Source organism: Streptomyces sp. NPDC047515, assembly GCF_040643055.1.
In the GTDB taxonomy this organism is placed as follows: domain Bacteria; phylum Actinomycetota; class Actinomycetes; order Streptomycetales; family Streptomycetaceae; genus Streptomyces.
Genome location: NZ_JBEYTM010000086.1, coordinates 1 through 19502 on the forward strand (window position 1 = coordinate 1; position 19502 = coordinate 19502).

Annotated in this window: 13 protein-coding genes and 2 pseudogenes; 5 read left to right on the top strand and 10 right to left on the bottom strand. The window is 69.4% G+C overall.

What is annotated here, in order from left to right:
* Positions 1-393: 393 nt before the first annotated feature.
* From ABZ826_RS36145 to ABZ826_RS36190, 10 genes and pseudogenes are all read right to left on the bottom strand, one after another.
* A pseudogene (locus tag ABZ826_RS36145) lies at positions 394-1539 on the bottom strand (amidohydrolase family protein).
* Between the two features lie 13 nt (positions 1540-1552).
* Positions 1553-2155: pseudogene (locus tag ABZ826_RS36150) on the bottom strand (amidohydrolase family protein); the annotation flags it as partial.
* A 72-nt stretch (positions 2156-2227) separates the two neighbouring features.
* Positions 2228-2947 carry a TetR family transcriptional regulator C-terminal domain-containing protein gene (locus ABZ826_RS36155; protein WP_361458376.1) on the bottom strand — a complete coding sequence of 240 codons (720 nt, stop codon included), beginning with the start codon at positions 2945-2947 and terminating at the stop codon, positions 2228-2230.
* A 483-nt stretch (positions 2948-3430) separates the two neighbouring features.
* Positions 3431-4324, bottom strand: a complete 894-nt coding sequence (locus ABZ826_RS36160) for a geranyl diphosphate 2-C-methyltransferase (protein WP_361458378.1) — start codon at positions 4322-4324, stop codon at positions 3431-3433.
* A gap of 17 nt (positions 4325-4341) precedes the next feature.
* Positions 4342-5625, bottom strand: a complete 1284-nt coding sequence (locus tag ABZ826_RS36165; protein ID WP_361458380.1) for a family 2 encapsulin nanocompartment cargo protein terpene cyclase — start codon at positions 5623-5625, stop codon at positions 4342-4344.
* A gap of 102 nt (positions 5626-5727) precedes the next feature.
* Positions 5728-7137, bottom strand: coding sequence for a family 2B encapsulin nanocompartment shell protein (locus ABZ826_RS36170; RefSeq protein WP_361458382.1), 1410 nt, complete (start codon positions 7135-7137; stop codon positions 5728-5730).
* Positions 7138-7953: 816 nt separating this feature from the next.
* Positions 7954-8553 (bottom strand): hypothetical protein, encoded by a 600-nt coding sequence (locus ABZ826_RS36175; protein ID WP_361458384.1) that lies wholly within the window; start codon positions 8551-8553, stop codon positions 7954-7956.
* Between the two features lie 77 nt (positions 8554-8630).
* A complete protein-coding gene (locus tag ABZ826_RS36180) occupies positions 8631-9233 on the bottom strand; it encodes an SMI1/KNR4 family protein (RefSeq protein WP_361458386.1) in 603 nt (200 codons plus the stop codon).
* Positions 9234-9637: 404 nt separating this feature from the next.
* Complete coding sequence (locus tag ABZ826_RS36185; RefSeq protein ID WP_361458388.1) at positions 9638-10492, bottom strand: alkaline phosphatase family protein; 855 nt, start codon at positions 10490-10492, stop codon at positions 9638-9640.
* An 89-nt stretch (positions 10493-10581) separates the two neighbouring features.
* Positions 10582-12708 carry an alpha-galactosidase gene (locus tag ABZ826_RS36190; protein ID WP_361458390.1) on the bottom strand — a complete coding sequence of 709 codons (2127 nt, stop codon included), beginning with the start codon at positions 12706-12708 and terminating at the stop codon, positions 10582-10584.
* A 179-nt stretch (positions 12709-12887) separates the two neighbouring features.
* On the opposite strand from ABZ826_RS36190, the gene ABZ826_RS36195 reads away from it, so the two are divergent.
* The 5 genes from ABZ826_RS36195 to ABZ826_RS36215 all read left to right on the top strand — a co-directional run bounded on the left by ABZ826_RS36195 (position 12888) and on the right by ABZ826_RS36215 (position 19412).
* Positions 12888-14078, top strand: a complete 1191-nt coding sequence (locus ABZ826_RS36195) for an ROK family transcriptional regulator (RefSeq protein ID WP_361458392.1) — start codon at positions 12888-12890, stop codon at positions 14076-14078.
* A 121-nt stretch (positions 14079-14199) separates the two neighbouring features.
* Complete coding sequence (locus tag ABZ826_RS36200; RefSeq protein ID WP_361458394.1) at positions 14200-15483, top strand: extracellular solute-binding protein; 1284 nt, start codon at positions 14200-14202, stop codon at positions 15481-15483.
* A gap of 131 nt (positions 15484-15614) precedes the next feature.
* Entirely contained in the window at positions 15615-16484 is an 870-nt protein-coding gene (locus tag ABZ826_RS36205; RefSeq protein ID WP_361458396.1) for a sugar ABC transporter permease, read from the top strand.
* A 7-nt stretch (positions 16485-16491) separates the two neighbouring features.
* Positions 16492-17337: a carbohydrate ABC transporter permease gene (locus tag ABZ826_RS36210; protein ID WP_361458398.1), complete on the top strand. Its 846-nt coding sequence runs from the start codon at positions 16492-16494 to the stop codon at positions 17335-17337.
* Positions 17338-17468: 131 nt separating this feature from the next.
* Positions 17469-19412 carry a cellulase family glycosylhydrolase gene (locus ABZ826_RS36215; protein ID WP_361458400.1) on the top strand — a complete coding sequence of 648 codons (1944 nt, stop codon included), beginning with the start codon at positions 17469-17471 and terminating at the stop codon, positions 19410-19412.
* The last annotated feature ends 90 nt before the right edge of the window (positions 19413-19502 follow it).

Below are 19502 nucleotides of genomic sequence, written 5' to 3' on the forward strand. Positions count from 1 at the left end.
AGAACCCCCGCCCCTTCGCCTGGACGAAGAGCGCCGACGAGATCCTCGAACGCCTCGCCGCATATCTTGATCGAATTCCCGGCGCAGGACACTAGGCCGTGTCCGATGAATGCCGCTGTTCGCCCGCAGGGCCGGATGTGCCGGACACTGCCCAGGTGCTCCGTTGCCGGGCCGTCCCGCGTGGTGACGGCGCGGGGTCAGCGGGCCGTTGTGCCGCTCGCGATCAACGTGCGGAGCTCGGCGGCCCGTTCGGAGGCATCGACGTCATGAGCAGGACTGACGGCGGCGAAAAGGGCTCTGTTCGCCGAGTTGCTCATGACAGCCCTTGGGAGCCTGCACTGACAATCCGCCCCGTCCAAGGGATGCCGACCGTCCCTGCGGCGCCCTCGTGCCTCAGAGGCTCCGGTCGCGATGGGTGGGGTCGCCGTCGAGAACGGTCAGCAGTACGGGCAGTCGGGGCAGCTCAGTGTCCCGTGCGGTGAGCGGATTGTCCGCGAAGACGGTGAGGTCGGCGCGGTGGCCTACGGCGAGGCGGCCGGCATGCCGTTCCTCGCCCGCGGCGTAGGCGGGGTTGAGGGTCATGCCCTGGAGCGCCTCCAGCGCGGTCAGCGCCTGTTCGGGACCGTGCGGGGGCTGAGCGAGGTCGCGGCTGGGACGGCGGTGGCGTGCGCCCGCCATGACGGCCAGCGGAGGATAGGGGGCGATCGGCCAGTCGGAGCCGAGGACGACGGTGGCGCCCGAGTCCCACAGGTCCCGGCACCGCCAGGCTCGCGAGGCGCGTTCCTAGCCGAGGCGCCGGGACCAGTTGTCGGTGTGGTCGGCGCGGGTGAAGTCGCAGCAGTGCGTCGGCTGCATGGAGGCGATGACGTCGAGTCCCGCGAATCGGCGCACCGTGTCGTCGGGGACCGTCTCGATGTGTTCGACCCGGTGCCGGACGTGGGCGTCCCCGGTGGCACGGGCGTTCTCGACGGAGTCGAGTACGTGGCGTACCGCGGCATCTCCGATCGCATGCGTGGCGGTGGGCACACCGGCGCGGTGGAACTCCGCGACGGCCTGCGTGTAGGTGTCCGGGTCGGGCCAGAAGGCGTGTGTGGACTCCCCATGGCAGTAGGGCCGTTCAAGCCATGCGGTGCCGTTGTCGATCGTGCCGTCCACGAAGAGCATGACGCCGTTCGTCCGCCACAGCCGACCGCCGCTGCCCTGCTCCTCGATGAGCGTGCGCAATGCCTCCGCATCGGTGCCCGGCCGGCACCAGGGAGCGACCCGCAGCCGTAGCGGGAGCGCGTCGTCGGCGTCGAGTTCGGTGTAGAGAGCGAGGCTTTCGCCATTGGCGTCCATGACGTGGCCGCCCGTGAGCCCGGTGGCGGCCATGTTCCGCATGGTGGCGGCGAGGCGGGCGCGCAGCTCGGCGCTGGTGGGCTGCGGAGCGGCGGCCTCGACCAGTGCGCAGGCCGCGTCCTCCAGCAGCAGGCCGGTGGGCCGGCCCCGGTCGTCGCAGACGACCTCGGACGCCTCCGCGAAGCGGCGCGGCCCGTCCACGCCCGCGAGCTCGAGCGCGGGCGCTCGCCAGCATCGAGTGTGCGTCGAAGAGCTGGAGAAGCGCGGGGACGCTGTCGAGGACGGGCGCGAGAGCGGCCGCCGTGACCGGCCGGTCTTCGAACACGTTGGGGTCCAGGCCCCAGCCGTGCAGCCACGCGCCCGGCGCCAGCGACCGGACCTCGCCGGCCAGGGCCCGCTTCACCTCGTAGAGGTCGACGCAGCCCGAGAGGTCCAGGCCTCGGGTGAGATCGGCACCCAGAACCGGGTGGTGGTGCCCGTCGACGAGTCCGGGCGTCACCACAGCACCCTTCAGGTCGACCACCGTCGTCGCGGAGTCGGCGAGTCCGCGGATCCGGCGGTCGTCCCCCAGATCGGAGATCCGTCCCCCGGACACGGCCAGTGCGGTGTGCGGCAGCAGTTCGCCGGAGACCGGGTCCAGCAAGCGGGCGGAAAGCAGGACGAGGCTGGTGCGCACGGGGGCTCCTTCGGTGCTGATCGGCTCGATGCGGCCGGGCGGCGCGGCGCTGCGCACGCGGTTGCTTCGGTACGGGTGGTCCGGTCGGTCGGGTGTGGAGGCCGGCCGAACGGTCCGGTTCGGCGCGTCTGCCCGGCCCACGCGCCGCGGCGACGGCTACGGCCCACTGCCCGCCGCAGGGCGGCCGGGACCGCGGACCCGGACCGTACCGGCTCAGTCCCCGGGACCGGTGTCGGTGTCGGCGTCGGTCGAGTCGGTTCCGGATCCCGGACGCCCACCGGCCCTGTCGGTCCCGATCGCGGCCGCGTGGTCCAGGAGCGTGCCGCTCTCCAGGCCGAGTTCGCGTTCGGCCGTGCTCACGGCCATCCCCGTCACCGCGTCGGGGCGGTCACCGGTGTGCGTATTGGCGTGCGCGCCGAGACCGTCGATGACCACCAGAATCTGAATGGTCGTCACGTGAGGGTCGCCGGTGCGGAACTCCCCGCGGTCGACGCCCTCACGGATGAGACTCTCCAGGCGGCCACGCCACATGGCCTCCTGTTGGCCGACCCTGTCGCGCAGGACGGGGCGGTAGCGACTGAGGTGCCGGGCGTTGATCCAGAGCCGGCTGATGTCGTCGTACGCGGCAATCGTCGCGAGGGCGAAGAAGCGTGCGAGGTATTCGGTCGGTGTCCCCGCCGCCCGGTCCGTCGGCAGGAGAGTGTCCAGTTCGGCCCCCGCCGCAGTGCCGAACGCCTCGGCCACGAGGTCTTCCACTGCGGGGAAGTAGTGACTGATGAGACCCGGCCGGACACCGAGTTGTTCGCCGATCCGGCGCAGAGTGATGCCCTCCAGGCCTTCGGTCAGAGCAAGGGCGGCAGCCGCGTCGACGATCTCCACACGTCGGTCCGACGGCGACTTTCGAACGCGCTTCCGCTGGATGCTTGACGACATGACGCCGATGCTATTGAGTGTGCGACCAATAAGCAAGCGAGCGGGTGCGTCCGGTGCCCGGAAGGCTTCATGGCCTCCGCGGTTCCAGCCCCGCGCGCGGCTGCGTCCGCCGTCGGGCCGGTGTCCGATCGGGCCGTACGCGCCGAGGCCCCGACATCGACCACATTCCCGAGCGTGAACGGCATGGCCGGGCCCGGTACTGATCGCCGTCCGGGCGGCGGCCGACGTCGGCTACCGGAGTGTGCCGGCCGGTGCCGAACCTGGATCGCCACACTCCCTTCGTTGTGGCTGCCCGCGCCACCCGCACCGTCACCACTGGAGCTGCCCCGCTCCTGCTGCTGCATCGACATCGACACCATCCCCGTACGACGACGCCGGCCCTCAAGACCACAACCACGTCTTGAGGGCCGACGTCACGCCGGGAACCGGATGGACCGACTGCGTCCGTCAGCGACGGGCCCGACTCCTGCAGTCGGCAATCGGTCAGATGCGGTCGGCTGCGATCAGGAGGTACTGGAAGGAGTTGTCCTTGTAGGAGTTGATGAACGCTTCCTCAATGCCTGTCACCAGTGAGGACGTGGCCCGCAGCTCCCAGTAGGGCAGGGTTGCGGGAGTGAGGTCGATGACGGCCTGCGGTACGAGGCGATTGTCCGCCATGGCGCGCAGGTACTCCCGACGGGAGTGGATGTTGCACTCGAAGTGCGCGTTGATCTGAGAGACCCACTTCGACGGCTGACCGTAACGCGGGTTCCAACAGCCGGTGATGGTCACGTAGCGGCCGCCGACCGCGAGGACGCGGGAGTGCTCGGCGAAGAGGTCGTGCAGGTCGACGTACATGCTCGACTCGTTGTTCCACGAGGCCGCGGCCTGCCCGGTCTCGAAGGGCATACCGAGCATGTTGCAGACGCGGGCCCGGACGTGGTCCTCGATGCCGAGCTCACGGGCACGCTGGTTGGCGAAGTCGGCCTGCTTGGCCGACAGCGTGACACCCTCGGCCTTGCACCCGAAGCGCTGGTGGGCCATCACCATCGAGCCGCCGCGGCCGCAGCCGGCGTCCACGACCATGTCGTCGCGCCCCATGGGGCCGAGGTGGTCCAGGAGAAGTTCGGTCTGGGCGGACTCCAGGCGGTGGAGCTCGGCGATCAGCTTCTTCTCGTGCTCGCTGTCGTCGGCGTCGCCGAGCGTGGAGTGGTCGACATCGCCGATGCCGTAGTGGTGGTGGTAAAGGCCGTCGACATCGCCGAGGCGCAGGTTCACGGGCCTGGCCTCGCCGTCCCAGTAACGGGCGATGTCCCCCTGGTAGGGCGTCGCCGGGGCGGGGATGAACACGGGGGTGCTGGTGGAGGTGGCGAGGGTGGTGAGCTCGTTGCTGGTCACAGATAGATCCATTCTTCTTACCAGAAGTCGGGCAGGTTGTAGCGATAGGTATTGGTCTGGTGCCAGTAGTGGTTGCCGTCGACCCACACGGCCACGCCCCGTAGAAAGCGCTGCACGCTCGGGATGGGGCAGGCGGCGGCCAGGGACGCGGCTTCGGCCTCGAAGTCGTGCATGAGGTCGTTGTGGACCTCGACCGCCTTCAGGTAGGCCTCACGGTCGGAAATGCCCTCACGCTCGGCGATCACCACGGGCAGGTTCAGGTGCCGGCCAGGGGCGGCGAGCTCCTTGGTGTACGAGTAGAGGTCGTTCACGATGGTGGTGGCGTTGCCCACGAGCGCGATGACCCGTTGCATGGCGGGCTGAGCGTGCAGATCAGCCGGCAGTTCGTAGCCGCCGACGGTGTCGGTGATGGTGGGGCAGGGACGGAAGTTGTTGAACTGGCGCATCGCCAGGTACTCCCAGACCTCGGGCACGTGGTCCGCCTGGGCCCAGGCGGCCTCGGCGAGGTACCCCATGTGCAGACGGGCCATGTCGTGCCGGAACCGGTCGGCCTGGGAGGGGCTGGCCTGCTGGAGGAAGTACTCCATGGCGGAGCGGTAGGCGCGCCGAGGCGCGTCCGAATGGAGCGACTTCGCCCACTGCGGCTGGTACTCCTTCGTCGTGTGCAGGGGGTCGAGGGCGGTGTGGGCCAGCAGAAGCCGTTCGCCGAGGCCGACGGGGGAGCCTCCGTGGTCCTCGCAGTAGCAGTCGTCCACCGCGTTCTCCGCGACCATCAGGCGCGTGGCGAGCATCAGGTGGTCGACGGTGGGAGCGTCCGGATGGCAGGCGACCATGTACCGCCCCACGGAGAAACCGTCGAACTGATCCTCCCAGTCCTCGGGGTACAGATCGACCTCGTCCAGGGCCCAGGCCTTGATCCTGCGGCTGACATCCTCCACCCGTCCGGGGGCGGGCTCCGCCACCGGGTGGTAATAGAGGCCGGGGATCGGGTTGCCTTCCGCCGGAGCCGGCGACGGCTCCAGCGGCGTCGGCGGCTCCTCGCGCCGGGCGAGGTGCAGACTCGCCGTGCCCAGGCCACTGGGGCCACGAAGGATCCGCTCCAGGTCGGGGCTCGGTGTCCGCACCTCGGCGGCACGGACATCGACAGGAGACGGAGCGGGCAAGGAAGGCGGAACGGGCCGGCCGCCGGTGACAGCCCTGATGTCGCAGGCACGGGCGGCGTTGGCGAGAACATACGTCCCGAAGTGGGAAGCGGACGCAGGCAGGCTCGACTGCGCAGGGGAAAGCTCAGGGGCGGGCATCCATGGCTCCTTGGTGGGATGGGCGGCTGCCCCGGATCCAGGCATGCTCGGCCGGCCCGGACGGTCACCGGGCTGTCGTAGCCGCCGGGCAGGGCAGGTCCTCTAGGGCCTGCGGGCGATCTGCACGTTCTCCAACACGCCGAGCGCGTCCGGCACAAGGACGGCGGCGGAGTAGTAGGTGGTGACGAGGTAGGAGATGATCGATCGTTCGTCGATGCCCATGAAGCGCACCGACAGGCCCGGTTCGTACTCCTCCGGCAGACCGGTCTGGTGCAGCCCGATGACGCCCTGGTTGTCCTCGCCGGTACGCATGACGAGGATCGAGCTGGTGTTCTCCTTGGTGATGGGGATCTTGTTGCACGGCAGGATCGGGACCCCGCGCCAGGCCGGGACCTGCTGTCCGCCGAGGTCGACGTGGTCCGGATAGAGCCCGCGGGAGTTGAACTCGCGCCCGATCGCCGCGATGGTCCTGGGATGGGCGAGGAAGAGCTTCGAGCCGCGGCGGCGGCAGAGCAACTCGTCGAGGTCGTCCGGAGTGGGCGGGCCGGAGTGGGTCTGGATGCGCTGCTTGAAGTCGGCGTTGTGGAGCAGACCGAACTCCCGGTTGTTGATCAGCTCGTGCTCCTGGCGCTCGCGCAGCGCCTCGATGGTGAGCCTGAGCTGTTCCTCGGTCTGGTTCATCGGCCCGTTGTAGAGGTCGGCGACCCTCGTGTGGACCCGGAGAATGGTCTGCGCGACGGAGAGTTCGTACTCGCGCGGTTTCAGTTCGTAGTCAACGAACGCGCCGGGCAGTTCGGGCTCGCCGGTGTGGTCGGCCGACATCGCGATCTCGGCCTCGCCGTGACGGTTCTGCCGCTGGAAGGGCAGTGAGCTGAACTGCGCGATGTGGGCCTGGAGGCTCGGTGCGGTGGACAGCACGGCGGCGAAGTCGCCGCGGGACAGGGTGAGCAGGGTGCCGGCGGTATCGGCGGTGGCCGTGTAGTCCCATCGGGCGTCCGCGTCCAACAGGGCGTTCTCACCGAACCGGTCGCCGTCGGCGAGCACGGCGACGGTGACCTCGTCCCCGTACTTGCCGGCGGAGGCCTGGCTGATGCGGCCGTGGGCGATCAGGTGGATCTGCTCTGCGGGCGTACCGCGTTCGACCAACGTTTCGCCGGCACGGAAGTCGCGCTGGACGCACCGGCCGGCGATCGCGGTCAGCACCTCCACGTCCTCGAAGCCTCGCAGCAGGGCCAGTTCGCCGAGCTCGCAGGGGATCACCCGGACGTCGGCACCGTCCTGAACGAACTCCACGCGTCCGTCGCCGACGGTGTAGCTCAGCCGGCGGTTCACCCGGTAGGCGCCACCCTTGGCCTCCACCCAGGGGAGCGTCCGCAGCAGCCACCGAGAGGTGATCTCCTGCATCTGCGGGGCGGACTTGGTCGTGGTGGCGAGGTTGCGGGCAGCCGCCGTGCTCAGGCTGGACTGCTGCGGCGGCTCCAGCGGTGCTTCCGGGCTGGTTTCAACAGACATCGGGCGGGCTCTCCTTCGTACGGGCTTTGGATGGCGTGCGTGCGCGTCACAGGGAAAGAGGAAAAGTAGGGGCAAACGTCTGGGAATCCGTACAGATCCCGGGAAACAGTAACGGCCGGTGCACCCAATCGGCCCTGAGAAGCCGTTGACATTAGCTCGATGCGATGATCTTGCCCACAAAGAGGTTTGCCCGGGTGGTCGGCGAGTTCGGACGCGATCGGCGGCGTGTCCGGTGCGCCATCGGCGTCCGGGGCGGCAACGGCCGCACGAAGTCTCACTCGGCGTCGCGCACTTCATGGCGACGTGTCTGTGATCGTGACCGCATCAGCCCCGCCCCGAGTGACGGCAGACCCCGGTCAACGTCTACCGCAACGTCTGTTGAATCAGGCTCTCCTGACACCACGTCGGATGCTCACACTGCATCGCCTCCGCAGCCCCGTCTCCTATGAAAGGGGACCCTCGGGGGGGCGAGTCCGGGTCCGGTGCACCGACGAAGAGGGTTCCTCTGCTGCTCGCCACGCGCTCATCCAGCAGGGACCACGGGGCAGTCCTTGGCTCGGCGCCCTCGGGGGCGGGCCGCCGTCGGCGTTTCCCCCGATTCTCCCCACGCGCTCCCCAGCGCCGCTCGTACTCCCCAGATTCCCCCAGGGGAAGCCCCCTCGCAGACAGATGTGACGGAGGCGTGCACGGTCGTCAGATGATGTGCGGTGATCACGCTTAGCTAAGACGGCGATGCGTTACGCCGAGCAAGCAGGAACGGACTACCTGGGATACGCAAACCTCCCCCGGTTCCAAGGGGAATGACTGGAGACGACATCAGCGCCGGTTTTCAGGATCAACAGCCTCCGGGAAGCCAAGCCGGTCGAGCAGCGCATCGAAGAGCTCCTCCACGAAGACCTCCCCTGAGCGGAGGACCTCTTGGATCGAAGCCGCAGTGACCGAGTGCCCAAATCCCGCGGAACGGGCCCAATCCAGTGCCCGCTGGGCATCGCCCGGCACATGCGCGTCCAGTTCTGTGCGCTTACGGTCAATGGCCTCGGCGAACATCGGCGTGCTGATCCACTCGCTCATGTCATCGACATCATCGGGAACTTCCGCCCACGACCCGGCTGCCTTCTCCAGGTTCAGGCACACCTCCCAGAGCTCCGCGTCCGGCCCCAGGCCCATCACCATCGCCACGTCACTGTCATACACGGAAGCCACGCAGGCCGGAGCACCCGTCCACTTCACCAGCCCCCGCAGCGTTGCTTCCGGCTTCTTGATGACGTCCCCGCCGAACTGCAGCGTCTGCCAGCCCCCTGCACGCGACCAATTGACGTGGACTGTGTCCCTGCTCTGATCGATCCCGTCGAATACCGGCGCACCGAGCAAGGGACGGCCGCTGCGACCGAAAACCAGCTCTCCCGAGAACCCCATCGTTTCTCCCCTCCGAGGTTTTGGGGGGACAAACTACGACCGTCCACTGACAACGGAGGCCCAGAACGCGCCGAGGGTCAAGACGCGGCTGCCCAAGCTTCCGTACGCCAGCCTGGCAGTTCCTTGTCCAGCCACTCCTCGACGGTTCTCCGCCAAGGATCCGAGGGATCGCTGTCGGCGACATCGGCCCAGGCATGCTCCGCCATGTCGGGGTCGATGAACAGGCTGTCGAGGTAGGCGTCGAAGTTGTCGGCGACCTTCGTGAAGACATGGCTGCCGAGATACCCCGGCCAGGCGATGGCGTGGACGAACGCGTGCAGCTCGCCGCGTGTGGCCGGGTTCAGGTCCAGGAAGAGGGTGTCGCTGCCGCCGTGGCGGGCGATGGGCAGTAGCCCAATCAGGGAGACGTCCCCGGCGAGCCACCCATCGCGGCTACGTCGGTATTCGCCCAGGAGGGTGCCCCAGCCGTATTCACCGGCGTCGTCATGGCCCAACCGGTAGAGGTCGTCGAAGCCCTGGATCGGCTCCGGTTCACAAGCCGGGAGGCGGACCGAGTAGTCCAGCTTCTCTCCGCCGGCGGCCTCCAGGAACGAGCGGTACGCGGGTGGCAGGGGCAGCCCGATCTCCCGCTCCAGCGCGGCGCACTCGCCTGGGTCGAACGGCCTGAACGGACCGCTCACCAGGCGACCCCGATACCAACGCGAAAGCTCCTCGGACACAGACGGATTGTCGCACCCTGCGGTGACATCCCTGAGGGCTATTCACCCCTCACCAACAGCCGTCCTTACCGACACGGCTTCAGGCTGGTCCCGCCACTGGCGCCCCGTCAGCCGCCCACCAGGTCGATGAAGCCGCACAGGGCCCGCCGGTCGGGCAACCGTCGCCGGCCAGGTTTCAGCTTCGGACCAGGTATCGGCAGTCTCTTCGCGCGAAGCCGATCCGAGAACAGCACCGCCTTCCTGCGATGCCCGTGAGTTCAGGAACCCAACGGCACAAGCTGGTTGGTCCCCGGTTGCGTGATGTGCCTGATCGATCCCGAAGCCGACCCGTGCACCTGCCGGTGAGTGCACGGCCCGGCGGCGGTTCACGAGGTGAAGGCGGTGCCGTCCAGGGTCCAGTGCGAATCGGGGGCGATGCCGAGGGCTGTGTAGACATGGGCGGCGACATCGGCGTGGTGGAGTGACGACGGCACCGTACCGGCGGTCAGGCCTGGACCGCACGCGGCGATCCAGGCCGTGCGCTCCTGACGGCTGCGTCCCCCGTGGCCGCCTTCGTCACGGTGGCCGTGGTCCGTCACCACGATGACCGTCCACTGCTCCGCCGCGTGGCCGGGACGCTCGCGTACTGCGGCGAGGAGCCGTCCCAGCCGTCGGTCCGCGGCCTCGATCGCCCGACGGTACTCCACGTCGCAACCGAGGAAGTGGGCGGTCTCGTCGACGGCGCCGAGGTAGACGAAGCCGGCGTGGAGCTCCTCGTCCAGGCCGAGGAGGTGTTCCGCCTCGGCGGTCACTTTCTCGTCCACCTCTTCCCATGCCTCGGGGGTTTCCTCGCGGGGAGCGACGTAGCCGAGCCGGGTGGGGGCGACGAAGAGCGGGCCGCCCTGCTGCGCGAGGAAGAGCGGCGCCCACCCTCCGACGGCGAAGGTCCGCAGTCCGCACTCGGAGGCGAGGCGGGTCGCGAAGTCGGGGAAGACGTCGAGCCGGTTGCCGTCGAGGCGGTTGGCCCACACGCCGTGCTTGGCGACGCCGACGCCGGTGACGATGGTGGTCCAGCACGGGCCGGACATTGTGGGTGTCACGGCGTCCACCTCGACGGGCGCCAGGAAGCCGGCACGGGCGATGCCGTCGAGGTGGGGGGTGTCCAGTTCGGGGAGCAGGTCGAGGCGTACGCCGTCGATGCCGATCACCAGTACGCGGGCGGTGTCCGTGGCAGCGTTCATGGTCGGGTCCAGAGTGTCGTGGGCGGGAAGCGGAGCGGTGGGAAGGGGAAGGCGCTTAGAAGCGGAGAGCGTTGAGAAGGGCTTGACGCTCAGGGAGCGACGCGGCGGAGCCGGATCAGGCTGCTGGCGTAATCGCCGGCCGGAAGTCGCGGGTCGATGCCGCGGCGCGCCAGAACCGCTCCGCTGTGCACGTGGTCCGACTCCAGGTCCAGGTAGTGCGCCTCGGGGTCGAGGGCCGGGAGCCGCACCGGGGCGGGGCGGTGGCCGAAGCGGGTCGTGGGACGCCAGACGAGGACCGCGTGCTCGCTGTCGTCCGGTGCCGCGTAGTGGACGGCGGTCACCGGTCCGGCCGGGGTGACGTGGTGCTGGTGTCCCCGCTGTACGAGCGGGCGGATCAGCTTGTACTGGGCGACGAGTTCGGCGGTCTTTGCGAGTTCCTCCTCGGACCATGACGTGAGGTCCCCGCCGAGCCCCAGCGCCCCGGCCATGGAGACATGGAAGCGGAAGCGCAGCGGAGTCCGCCGGCCGGTGGTGGGGTTGGGGCTGTCGGTGACCCACGCGCCCATGGCCTGGGCGGGGAGGAACTGCCCGAAACCGTGCTGGATGTCGATCCGGTCGACCGGATCGGTGTTGTCCGAGGTCCAGGCCTGGTCGGTGCGGGTGAGGATACCGAGGTCGACGCGCCCGCCGCCGCCCGCGCACGCCTCGATGCGCAGACCGGGGTGTGCGGCGCGGAGCCGGTCCATGATGCGGTGGACGGCCCGCGTGTGGTCGATCCAGAGGCGGTCGGGGTCGGGGTGGCCGTCCCAGCCGGCCTCGGTGAAGGCCCGGTTGGCGTCCCACTTGAACCAGTCGACGTCGTAGGTGCGGACGAGGTGGTCCAGGGTTTGCCACGCCCACTCCTCGACCTCGGGCCGGGCGAAGTTCAGCACCAGCTGGTTGCGCAGTTCCGTCGCGTCGAGCCGGGGGGAGTGGAGGACCCAGTCCGGATGGGACCGGTACAACTCGCTTTCGCGGTTGACCATTTCCGGCTCGACCCACAGTCCGAAGTCCATGCCCAGGCGGTGCACCTCGTCGGCCAGCGGACGCAGTCCGCGAGGGAAGGCCTCCTGGCGGGGGGTCCAGTCGCCGAGCCCGGACCGGTCGTCGCGCCGGGTGCCGAACCAGCCGTCGTCCAGGACGAAGAGTTCGGCGCCGACGCGGGAGGCCAGCTGCGCCAACTGGATCTGGCCGGCCTCGTCGACGTCGAATCCGGTGGCCTCCCAGGAGTTGTAGAGCACCGGCCGGTCCCGGCCGGGCTCCGGCAACACGTGTTCGCGTACGTAGTGGTGCCAGGTGCGACTGGCCGCGCCGAAGCCGTGGGGGGAGTAGAGGCCCGCGTACGTCGGTGCGCGAAGGGTCTCGCCAGGCCGCAGGGTCCAGCTGAGGCCCTCGTGACCGAAGCCGCCGGTCCAGGTGGTGCGGCCGACCGGATCGCGGTGGATCGTGACGCGCCAACTTCCGCTCCAGGCGAGCGCGGTGCTCCAGACCTCGCCCTGCTCCTCGGTGGCGGTCCCGCAGTCCAGGGCCAGCCAGGGGCTCGCATGGTGTCCGGTGATTCCCCGACGGCTCGTCAGCACAGTCTCGGCGACAGGCAGTCGGTCGCGCTGGAGCTGGAACTCGCTGTTCCAGCCGCCGACCAGATGGCTGAGCCGGTAGTCGGGCAGCGGGGGAGCGGTCCAGGAGGCCGAGTCCAGCCGGTCGACGGTGACCGGGTCCGGCGGACCGTCCGCGGCCCCCGTGTGGGTCAGTTCCGTCCAGCGCTCGATGACGTCCGTGCCGGGCCGGACGCGGTAGCAGAGTTCGGCCCGCAGGGGGCGGTGCCGGTCGTCGAGGAGCAGCCGGAGTTCCCCGCCGTCGACGCTGTGGCCGGCGAAGCGCCACTGGGCGCCGCGGGTTCCGTCGGCGAAGCGGACCTGGAGTCCGGCCGGTCCGAAGCGCGCTCCGGTCTGTGGCGCGAGTTCGTCGGGGGCGGCGTCGGCCTCGAAGCTGCTCTCGGCGGGGGAGACCACCTCGGGGAGCGCGGCGAGGGTGAGGGTGTCGAGCGGTGCGCCCCAATACAGGTGCCGGGGGCTGCCGTCGGCGCCGAGCCGCAGCGCGTACAGGCTGTTCGGCGTGCGCAGGACCGCGAGGCCGAGATCGGGGTCGAAGGTGACGGGAGGGAGCGCGGCGAGCACGGATGGGTCCCCTGACGTGCGGTAGATGAACAGGAGTGATTCCAGGGCGCAATGGCGTGTAGACGGCGCGGTGTTCGAGCGTCCTGGAGGGGGGGCACGGAGGCGGGCTTGAGCGTAGGACAACCCCAACTCATGAATCAATACTGGAAGAAGTTATTTATTTGCTCTACGTTTCACCCGTGTTTCGACATCACTCGCAGCCCTTGGTCACCGCACCCGCCGAGACGGCGGTGCTCGCCCTGCTGCTCGCCGAGGGACCGCTCAGCAGAGTGGAACTGGCGCGGCGGACTGGGCTCTCCTCGACCGCCGTCACCAAGGCGGCCAGGCCCCTCATCGACGACGGCTACCTGTACGAACTGCCGCCGGAGCGCACCGCACCCGGTGCGGGCCGGCCGGTCAACCCGCTCGCGGTCGCTCCCGACCGGGAGTACTTCGTCGGGCTGAAGATCAGCGTCGACCATCTCTTCGGCGCCGTCTGCGACCTGCGGGCCGGCGTCCGGGCCACGGCCGTCCGGCCGCTCGGCGAGTGCACCCCCGAGTCCGTCGCCGCCCTCGTCGCCGCCCTCGTCGACGAACTACTTGACACCGAACCGGCTTTCCGGGACCGTACGCGTCACCTCGGCGTCGCGGTCAACGGGGACGTGGACCGCGACACCGGTCGGCTCCGCCAGTCGGGACTCCTCGGCTGGCGGGACGTACCGCTCGCCGAACTGCTCACCGCTTCCACCGGTTTGTCGGTCACCGTTGAGAACGACGTCAGGGCCCTGACCGTCGCGGAACACTGGTTCGGCGAAGGCATCGGCACCGGCTACTTCGCGCTGGTCACCATCGGCGCGGGCATCGGTTCCGCCCTCGTCGTCAACGGGCGCCTCCTCAGGGGTGCCTTCGGCGTCGCGGGCGAGGTCGGACACATCTGCGTAGACCCGACCGGTCCACGCTGCTGGTGCGGCGCACGCGGCTGTGTCGAGGCGATCGCCTCGACCGACGCGATTCTGGCGTCGGTCCGCGGCGACACCGCGAACGGGCACCTCACGTTCGACGAGGTCGTCTGCATGGCGCGGGACGGCCACCCCGCGGCCGGCGGGGCGTTCGCCCGGGCCGGAAACGCCATCGGGGTCGGCATCGCCGCACTGGTCAACCTCGTCGGCCCGGAGCGGGTCGTCGTCAGCGGCGAAGGAGTCGACACCTACGATCTGCTCGGCCGTCACATCCAGGACGCCTACGCCGCACAGGTCTTCGGGGCGGCGTCCCGGTGTCCGCTGTCACTGCGCCCGCTCCCCTGGGAGGAGTGGGCCCGTGGCGGCGCGGCCGTGGCCATCCAGGCCCTCTTCCCGCAGTACGCGGCCACTCCGACGGCCGGCGCCGGCTGATCGGCCCCGGCCGTCACGTACGACTCCCCGGCCGTCGCCCTCCTCTGCCGGCAAGCAATGACGAAGGCGTCGGCCAAGCAGCACATCAGCCCTGCACACACCCTCACAAGAAGGATGGGACATGAGCACACGCCCAACCGAGCTTAGCCGACGCGGATTCCTCACGGGATCGCTGCTCGTCGCCGCCGGAAGCGTCCTGGCGACGGCCTGCAGCAGCGACCCCACCGGCGCCTCCGCCTCCGGAGCGAAGACCACCCTCAACGTCTGGTACCACGCCTACGGCGAGGCCGGCACCCAGCAGGCGGTGCTCCGCTACGCCAAGGCCTTCACCAAGGCCAACCCGGATATCGCCGTCAAGGTGACCTGGGTCCCCGGCGACTACTCGGGCAAGCTCAACGCAACCCTGCTGACCGACTCCGCCCCCGATGTCTTCGAGATCGGAGACTTCAACGAGAACTTCGCCCGACGGGGCCAGCTCGCCCCGCTCGACGACGTGTACGGCAGCGCCAGGAGCGACTTCAACAAGAACGCCATCGAATCGGTCACCGTCGACGGCAAGCTCTACGGCGTCAAGATGATCGACGACGTCATGGCGCTGTACTACTGCAAGAGCGCCCTGTCGAAGGCCGGGATCACCCCGCCCACGACCTTCGACGGCCTCGCCGACGCGGCGAAGGCCCTGACCACCAAGAAGAACAAGGGACTGTTCCTCGGCCAGGACGGCTTCGGCGAATCCACGGCCATCTCCGTCTTCTCCAACGGCGGCGACCTCGTGTCCCCCGACGGCAAGGTGGAGTTCGGATCGGCGAAGGCCCTCGAAGCGCTGACCGGCCTGAAGCGACTGCACGACGACAAATCGCTGCTGCTCGGGTTCACCACGGACTGGTGGGACCCCGCAGCCCTGAACCAGGGCGTCGTGCCGATGCAGTGGGGCGGCCTGTGGGCGATGCCCGCCATCACCTCCGCGCTCGGTGACGACTTCGGGGTGGTGCCGTGGCCCGCGTTCAAGGCCGGCGGGACTCCCGTCGTGCGCGTGGGAGGCTGGACCAGCTGCGTCAACGCCAAGGGCAAGAACGTGGAGGCGGCCAAGAAGTTCGTCCAGTGGCTGTGGGTCCAGCAGACCGACCTGCAGACGGACTTCGCCGAGAGCTACGGCTTCCACGTCCCGCCGCGCATATCCGTGGCGGCGTCCGCGAAGAAGCTCTCCGCCGGCGAGCCCAAGGAGACCGTGCGGCTCGCCCAGAAGTACGGGAAGCACTACCCGGGAACGTGGGACCTCGCCGTGAGCACCGCGTTCTCCGCGGCCGCGGTGAAGATCGCCAACGGACAGGGTGATCCGGCCGACCTTCTCGCGGGCGCGGTGAAGAAGGCCCAGAGCGAGATCGACAAGCAGCGCGGCCGATGAACCCGGTGACCGACATGACACAGAAGGCGGGGAGGGCAGTGGAAACCGGCCCGCCACCCGCCGGCCGGTCACGCTCCGGCGAAGCGCGCGCGAGCCGTCCGCGCGTGGGCCGGTCCGGCTGGACAGCGTTCGTGGTGCTGACGGCGCCGACCCTGATCGGGCTCGGCATCTTCAAGTACATCGCGATCGGCTGGAGCTTCCTGCTCAGTCTCAGTGACGCGCGCGGCACCATAGCCCTCGGCAGCTGGGTCGGGCTGGAGAACTACCGGACGCTCCTGGCCGACCCGGCGTTCCGCGATTCCCTGGTCGAGATTCTGGTGTTCACCGCCTTCATCGTGCCGGTCACCTTCGCCGCCTCCCTCGGGCTCGCCCTGCTGGTGCACCGGGTCGGCCGAGGCCGTGGTCTGCTGCGTACCACCTTCCTCATCCCGGCGGCCGTCTCGTACGTCGCCGCGTCACTGCTGTGGAAGATGTCCCTGTTCAACGGCCTGCCGATGGGCATAGCCAACATGATCGGGGGGTGGTTCGGGGCGGATCCCGTGCCCTGGCTGCAGTCCACGTCGCCGCCGCTCTACTGGATCGCCCTCGTCACCCTGCGCCTCTGGCTCCAGGTCGGCTTCTACATGGTGCTCTTCCTCGCCGGTCTCCAGGCGATCCCCAAGGAGATCAACGAGGCCGCCGCACTCGACGGCGCCACCGGCTGGCGGCTCCTGACCAGGATCACCCTGCCGATGCTGCGGAACACCTCCGTCGCCGTGCTGATGCTGCTGTTCATCGCCGCCTTCCAGGCCTTCGACGAGTTCTACAACCTGTTCAACAGCGGGCTCTCCGGAACCGGCACCGCACCCGTACAGACACCACTGATCCACCTCTACAACACGGCGATGGGCAGTCAGAACTACGGCCTCGGCTCCGCCGGAGCCTTCGTGCTCACCGCCGTCATCGTCGGAGTGACGCTGGTGCAGGGCCGGTTCACCGGCTTCGGCAGAAGCGGAGAGTGAGACGCGCATGATCACCCTGCCCGGACTGTCGCGAGCCTCGCGGCTCCTCGTACGCGGCCTGCTCATCGGCCTGCTGACCGCGGTCTTCCTCGCGCCCTTCTACCTGATGCTCCGCAACTCGCTCATGGACTCCCAGAGCCTGACCGCTCCGGAGTGGACGTGGTGGCCCTCGAGCATGCACTTCGAGAACTTCACCGACCTGTTCGCCGACCCCACCGTCTCCATGGGCCGGGCCCTCGGCAACTCGCTGCTGATCGCCGGCATCACCGCGCCCGTCTCCACGCTCCTGGCCTCCGCCGCCGGCTACGCCCTAGCCCGGATTCCCGTCCCCGGACGCGGTGTCCTGCTCGCCCTGGTGGTGGCGACGCTGATGATCCCCGGCTCGGTCACCTTCGTGCCGACGTTCGTCGTCGTCGGCTCCATGGGAGGCGTCAACACGCTCTGGGGCATCATCGTGCCCGGTCTCTTCAATCCGTTCGCGGTCCTGCTGTTCCGCAACTTCTACCTGCAGTTCCCGACGGAGATCGAAGAGGCCGGACGGCTCGACGGCCTCGGCTGGCTCGGCCTGTACCGCCGAATCGCCCTGCCGAGCTCCGGAGCGATGCTGGCCTCGCTCGGGGCGCTGTCCTTCATCGACAGCTGGAACTCCTTCCTGTGGCCCCTGGTCATCGGCCAGGACCCGTCCGCCTGGACCGCGCAGATCGCGCTGTCCACCTTCCTCACCTCGCAGACCATCAACCTTCCGGGGCTGTTCGCCGGTGCCGTCGTCACCATCACCCCCCTCGTCGTCATGTTCCTCGTCGCCCAGCGCTACATCGTCGAAGGCATCGCCACCAGCGGCCTCAAGGGCTGAACCAAGGCCCAAGGCCCAACGTGGCCGGTCCCACGGCAGGGCCGGCCCCACGGCTCGCGCCCCGCCCCCGCCGCCCCACAGGTCCGCACCACGAGAACAGGCTCACCATCCTTCCGTAGTAAGGAGACACCGTGCCACCTCGCACACTGCTCCGACGCGCGACCTCGGCCCTGGCCGTACTGTCCGCGCTGCTCCTCGGTACCCCGGCCGCCGCCACTCCCCTCCAGCCCGCCGCGGCGGAGGCGGTGGCGCGCCCCGTCCCCCTGACCGGACCACAGCTCGCCGCGTCCTGGACGGCCCCGCTCAGCACCCGGGGCCGCTGGATCGTCGACGCGGACGGCAACCGCTTCAAGCTGAAGTCGGGGAACTGGGAAGGTGCTCAGGGCACCTGGAACGGCAGCGGGGACATCAACGACACCGCAAACCACGTCCACGGCATCAACGCCAACAACATGCCGCTCGGCCTCGACCGGGTCCCCATGGCCACGATCCTGGCCGACTTCCACCGCCTCGGCCTCAACAGCATCCGGCTGCCGTACTCCAACGCCCTCGTCCACAACACCACCCCCGTCCCGGACGCGGCCGTCGCCGCCAACCCACAACTGAAGGGGAAGACCCCCCTCCAGGTCCTCGACGCGGCCATCGCCGCACTCACCGCCGACGGCTTCGCGGTGATCCTCAACAACCACACCACCACGGCCCGCTTCTGCTGCGCACTCGACGGCAACGAGCGCTGGAACAGCAGCCAGACCACCCAGCAGTGGGTGGACGACTGGCTGTTCCTGGTGAACCGCTACAAGGCGAACAAGCGCGTCGTCGGCGCCGACCTGCGCAACGAGGTCCGCCGCGATACCTGGGACAACCCCAACTGGGGCTGGTACGACGACCACGACCTCTACGCCGCGTACGAAGAGGCCGGCAACCGGATCCTCCAGGCCGACCCGGACATGCTCATCGTCATGGAGGGCATCAACTGGACCGGCATCCCCCTCGACGGCGTGCCGCACGGCCGCCCGAACCTGAAGCCGGTCGCCACCCTCTCCCACACCCTGATCCAGTCGGACAAGCTCGTGTACGCCGCCCACTTCTACGGCTACACCGGTCCCGCGAGCACTGGAGCCGAAAGCGGCCCCGGCTCCACCAGCGACCCCCGCTACGAGGACTTCACCCCCGAGCAGCTCGCCCAGGTGGTCGACTCCGAGGCCCTCTTCGTCACCCGGACCGGACAGCACTTCACCGCCCCGGTCTGGATCAGCGAGTTCGGCGCGGCCGGCCGCGGCTCGACCGACACCAAGGAGCAGACCTGGCTGCACCGCTTCACCGACATCCTCGTCGCCAACGACACCGACTTCGCGATCTGGCCCCTCGTCGGCTGGACCGACGCCTCCGGTGCCCAGATGGACAACTGGGCTCTGCTCGGATACGGCGCGAACGGCGTCCGCCAGGGCATCCAGGACGGCGGCGACTGGCGCGCCGACGACTGGAACCGGCTCGTCACCACGGGCAGGACCGGACCCGTCGCACCGACCGCGCGCTGGAACATGCTCGACCTCGACCACGCCGACTACAACGTCTCCGCCACCATGCTGGCGAAGCCGGACTGGTCACCGGGCAACCGCAAGGCCAACTGCCCGGACAGCCAGCGACTGGTCGGCATCGGCCGCAGCGACAGCCGAGGACTGTGCACCGACGCCGGCCAGCCGGCCAAGGCGAGCGGCCCCTGGACCGTCGTGACCGACGAGCGGTATGTCACCGGGGGCGACTGGGCGAGCGGCTACAACAAGCTCCAGTGCCCCGACCGCACCTTCGCCGTCGGCTACAGCGTGACGGCCAACGCCATGGCTGCCCTGCTGTGCGCGCCCGCGACCGCCTCCCTCCCCACCACCGGCCGCGTGCTCTGGTTCGACCGCGCCGACAACCGGCCGGCCACCGGCGGCTCGACCGCCAGTGACTGGGCACCGGGCTATTACAAGGGTCAGTGCGGCGACGACGAGTACATCGCCGGTGTCGCCTACACGTGGAAGTGGAACCACGGCGGCGTCCCCGACGCCCTGCTGTGCCACCCGCTGAGCTAGTGTCCTGCGCCAGGAATTCGATCAAGATATGCGGCGAGGCGTTCGAGGATCTCGTCGGCGCTCTTCGTCCAGGCGAAGGGGCGGGGGTTC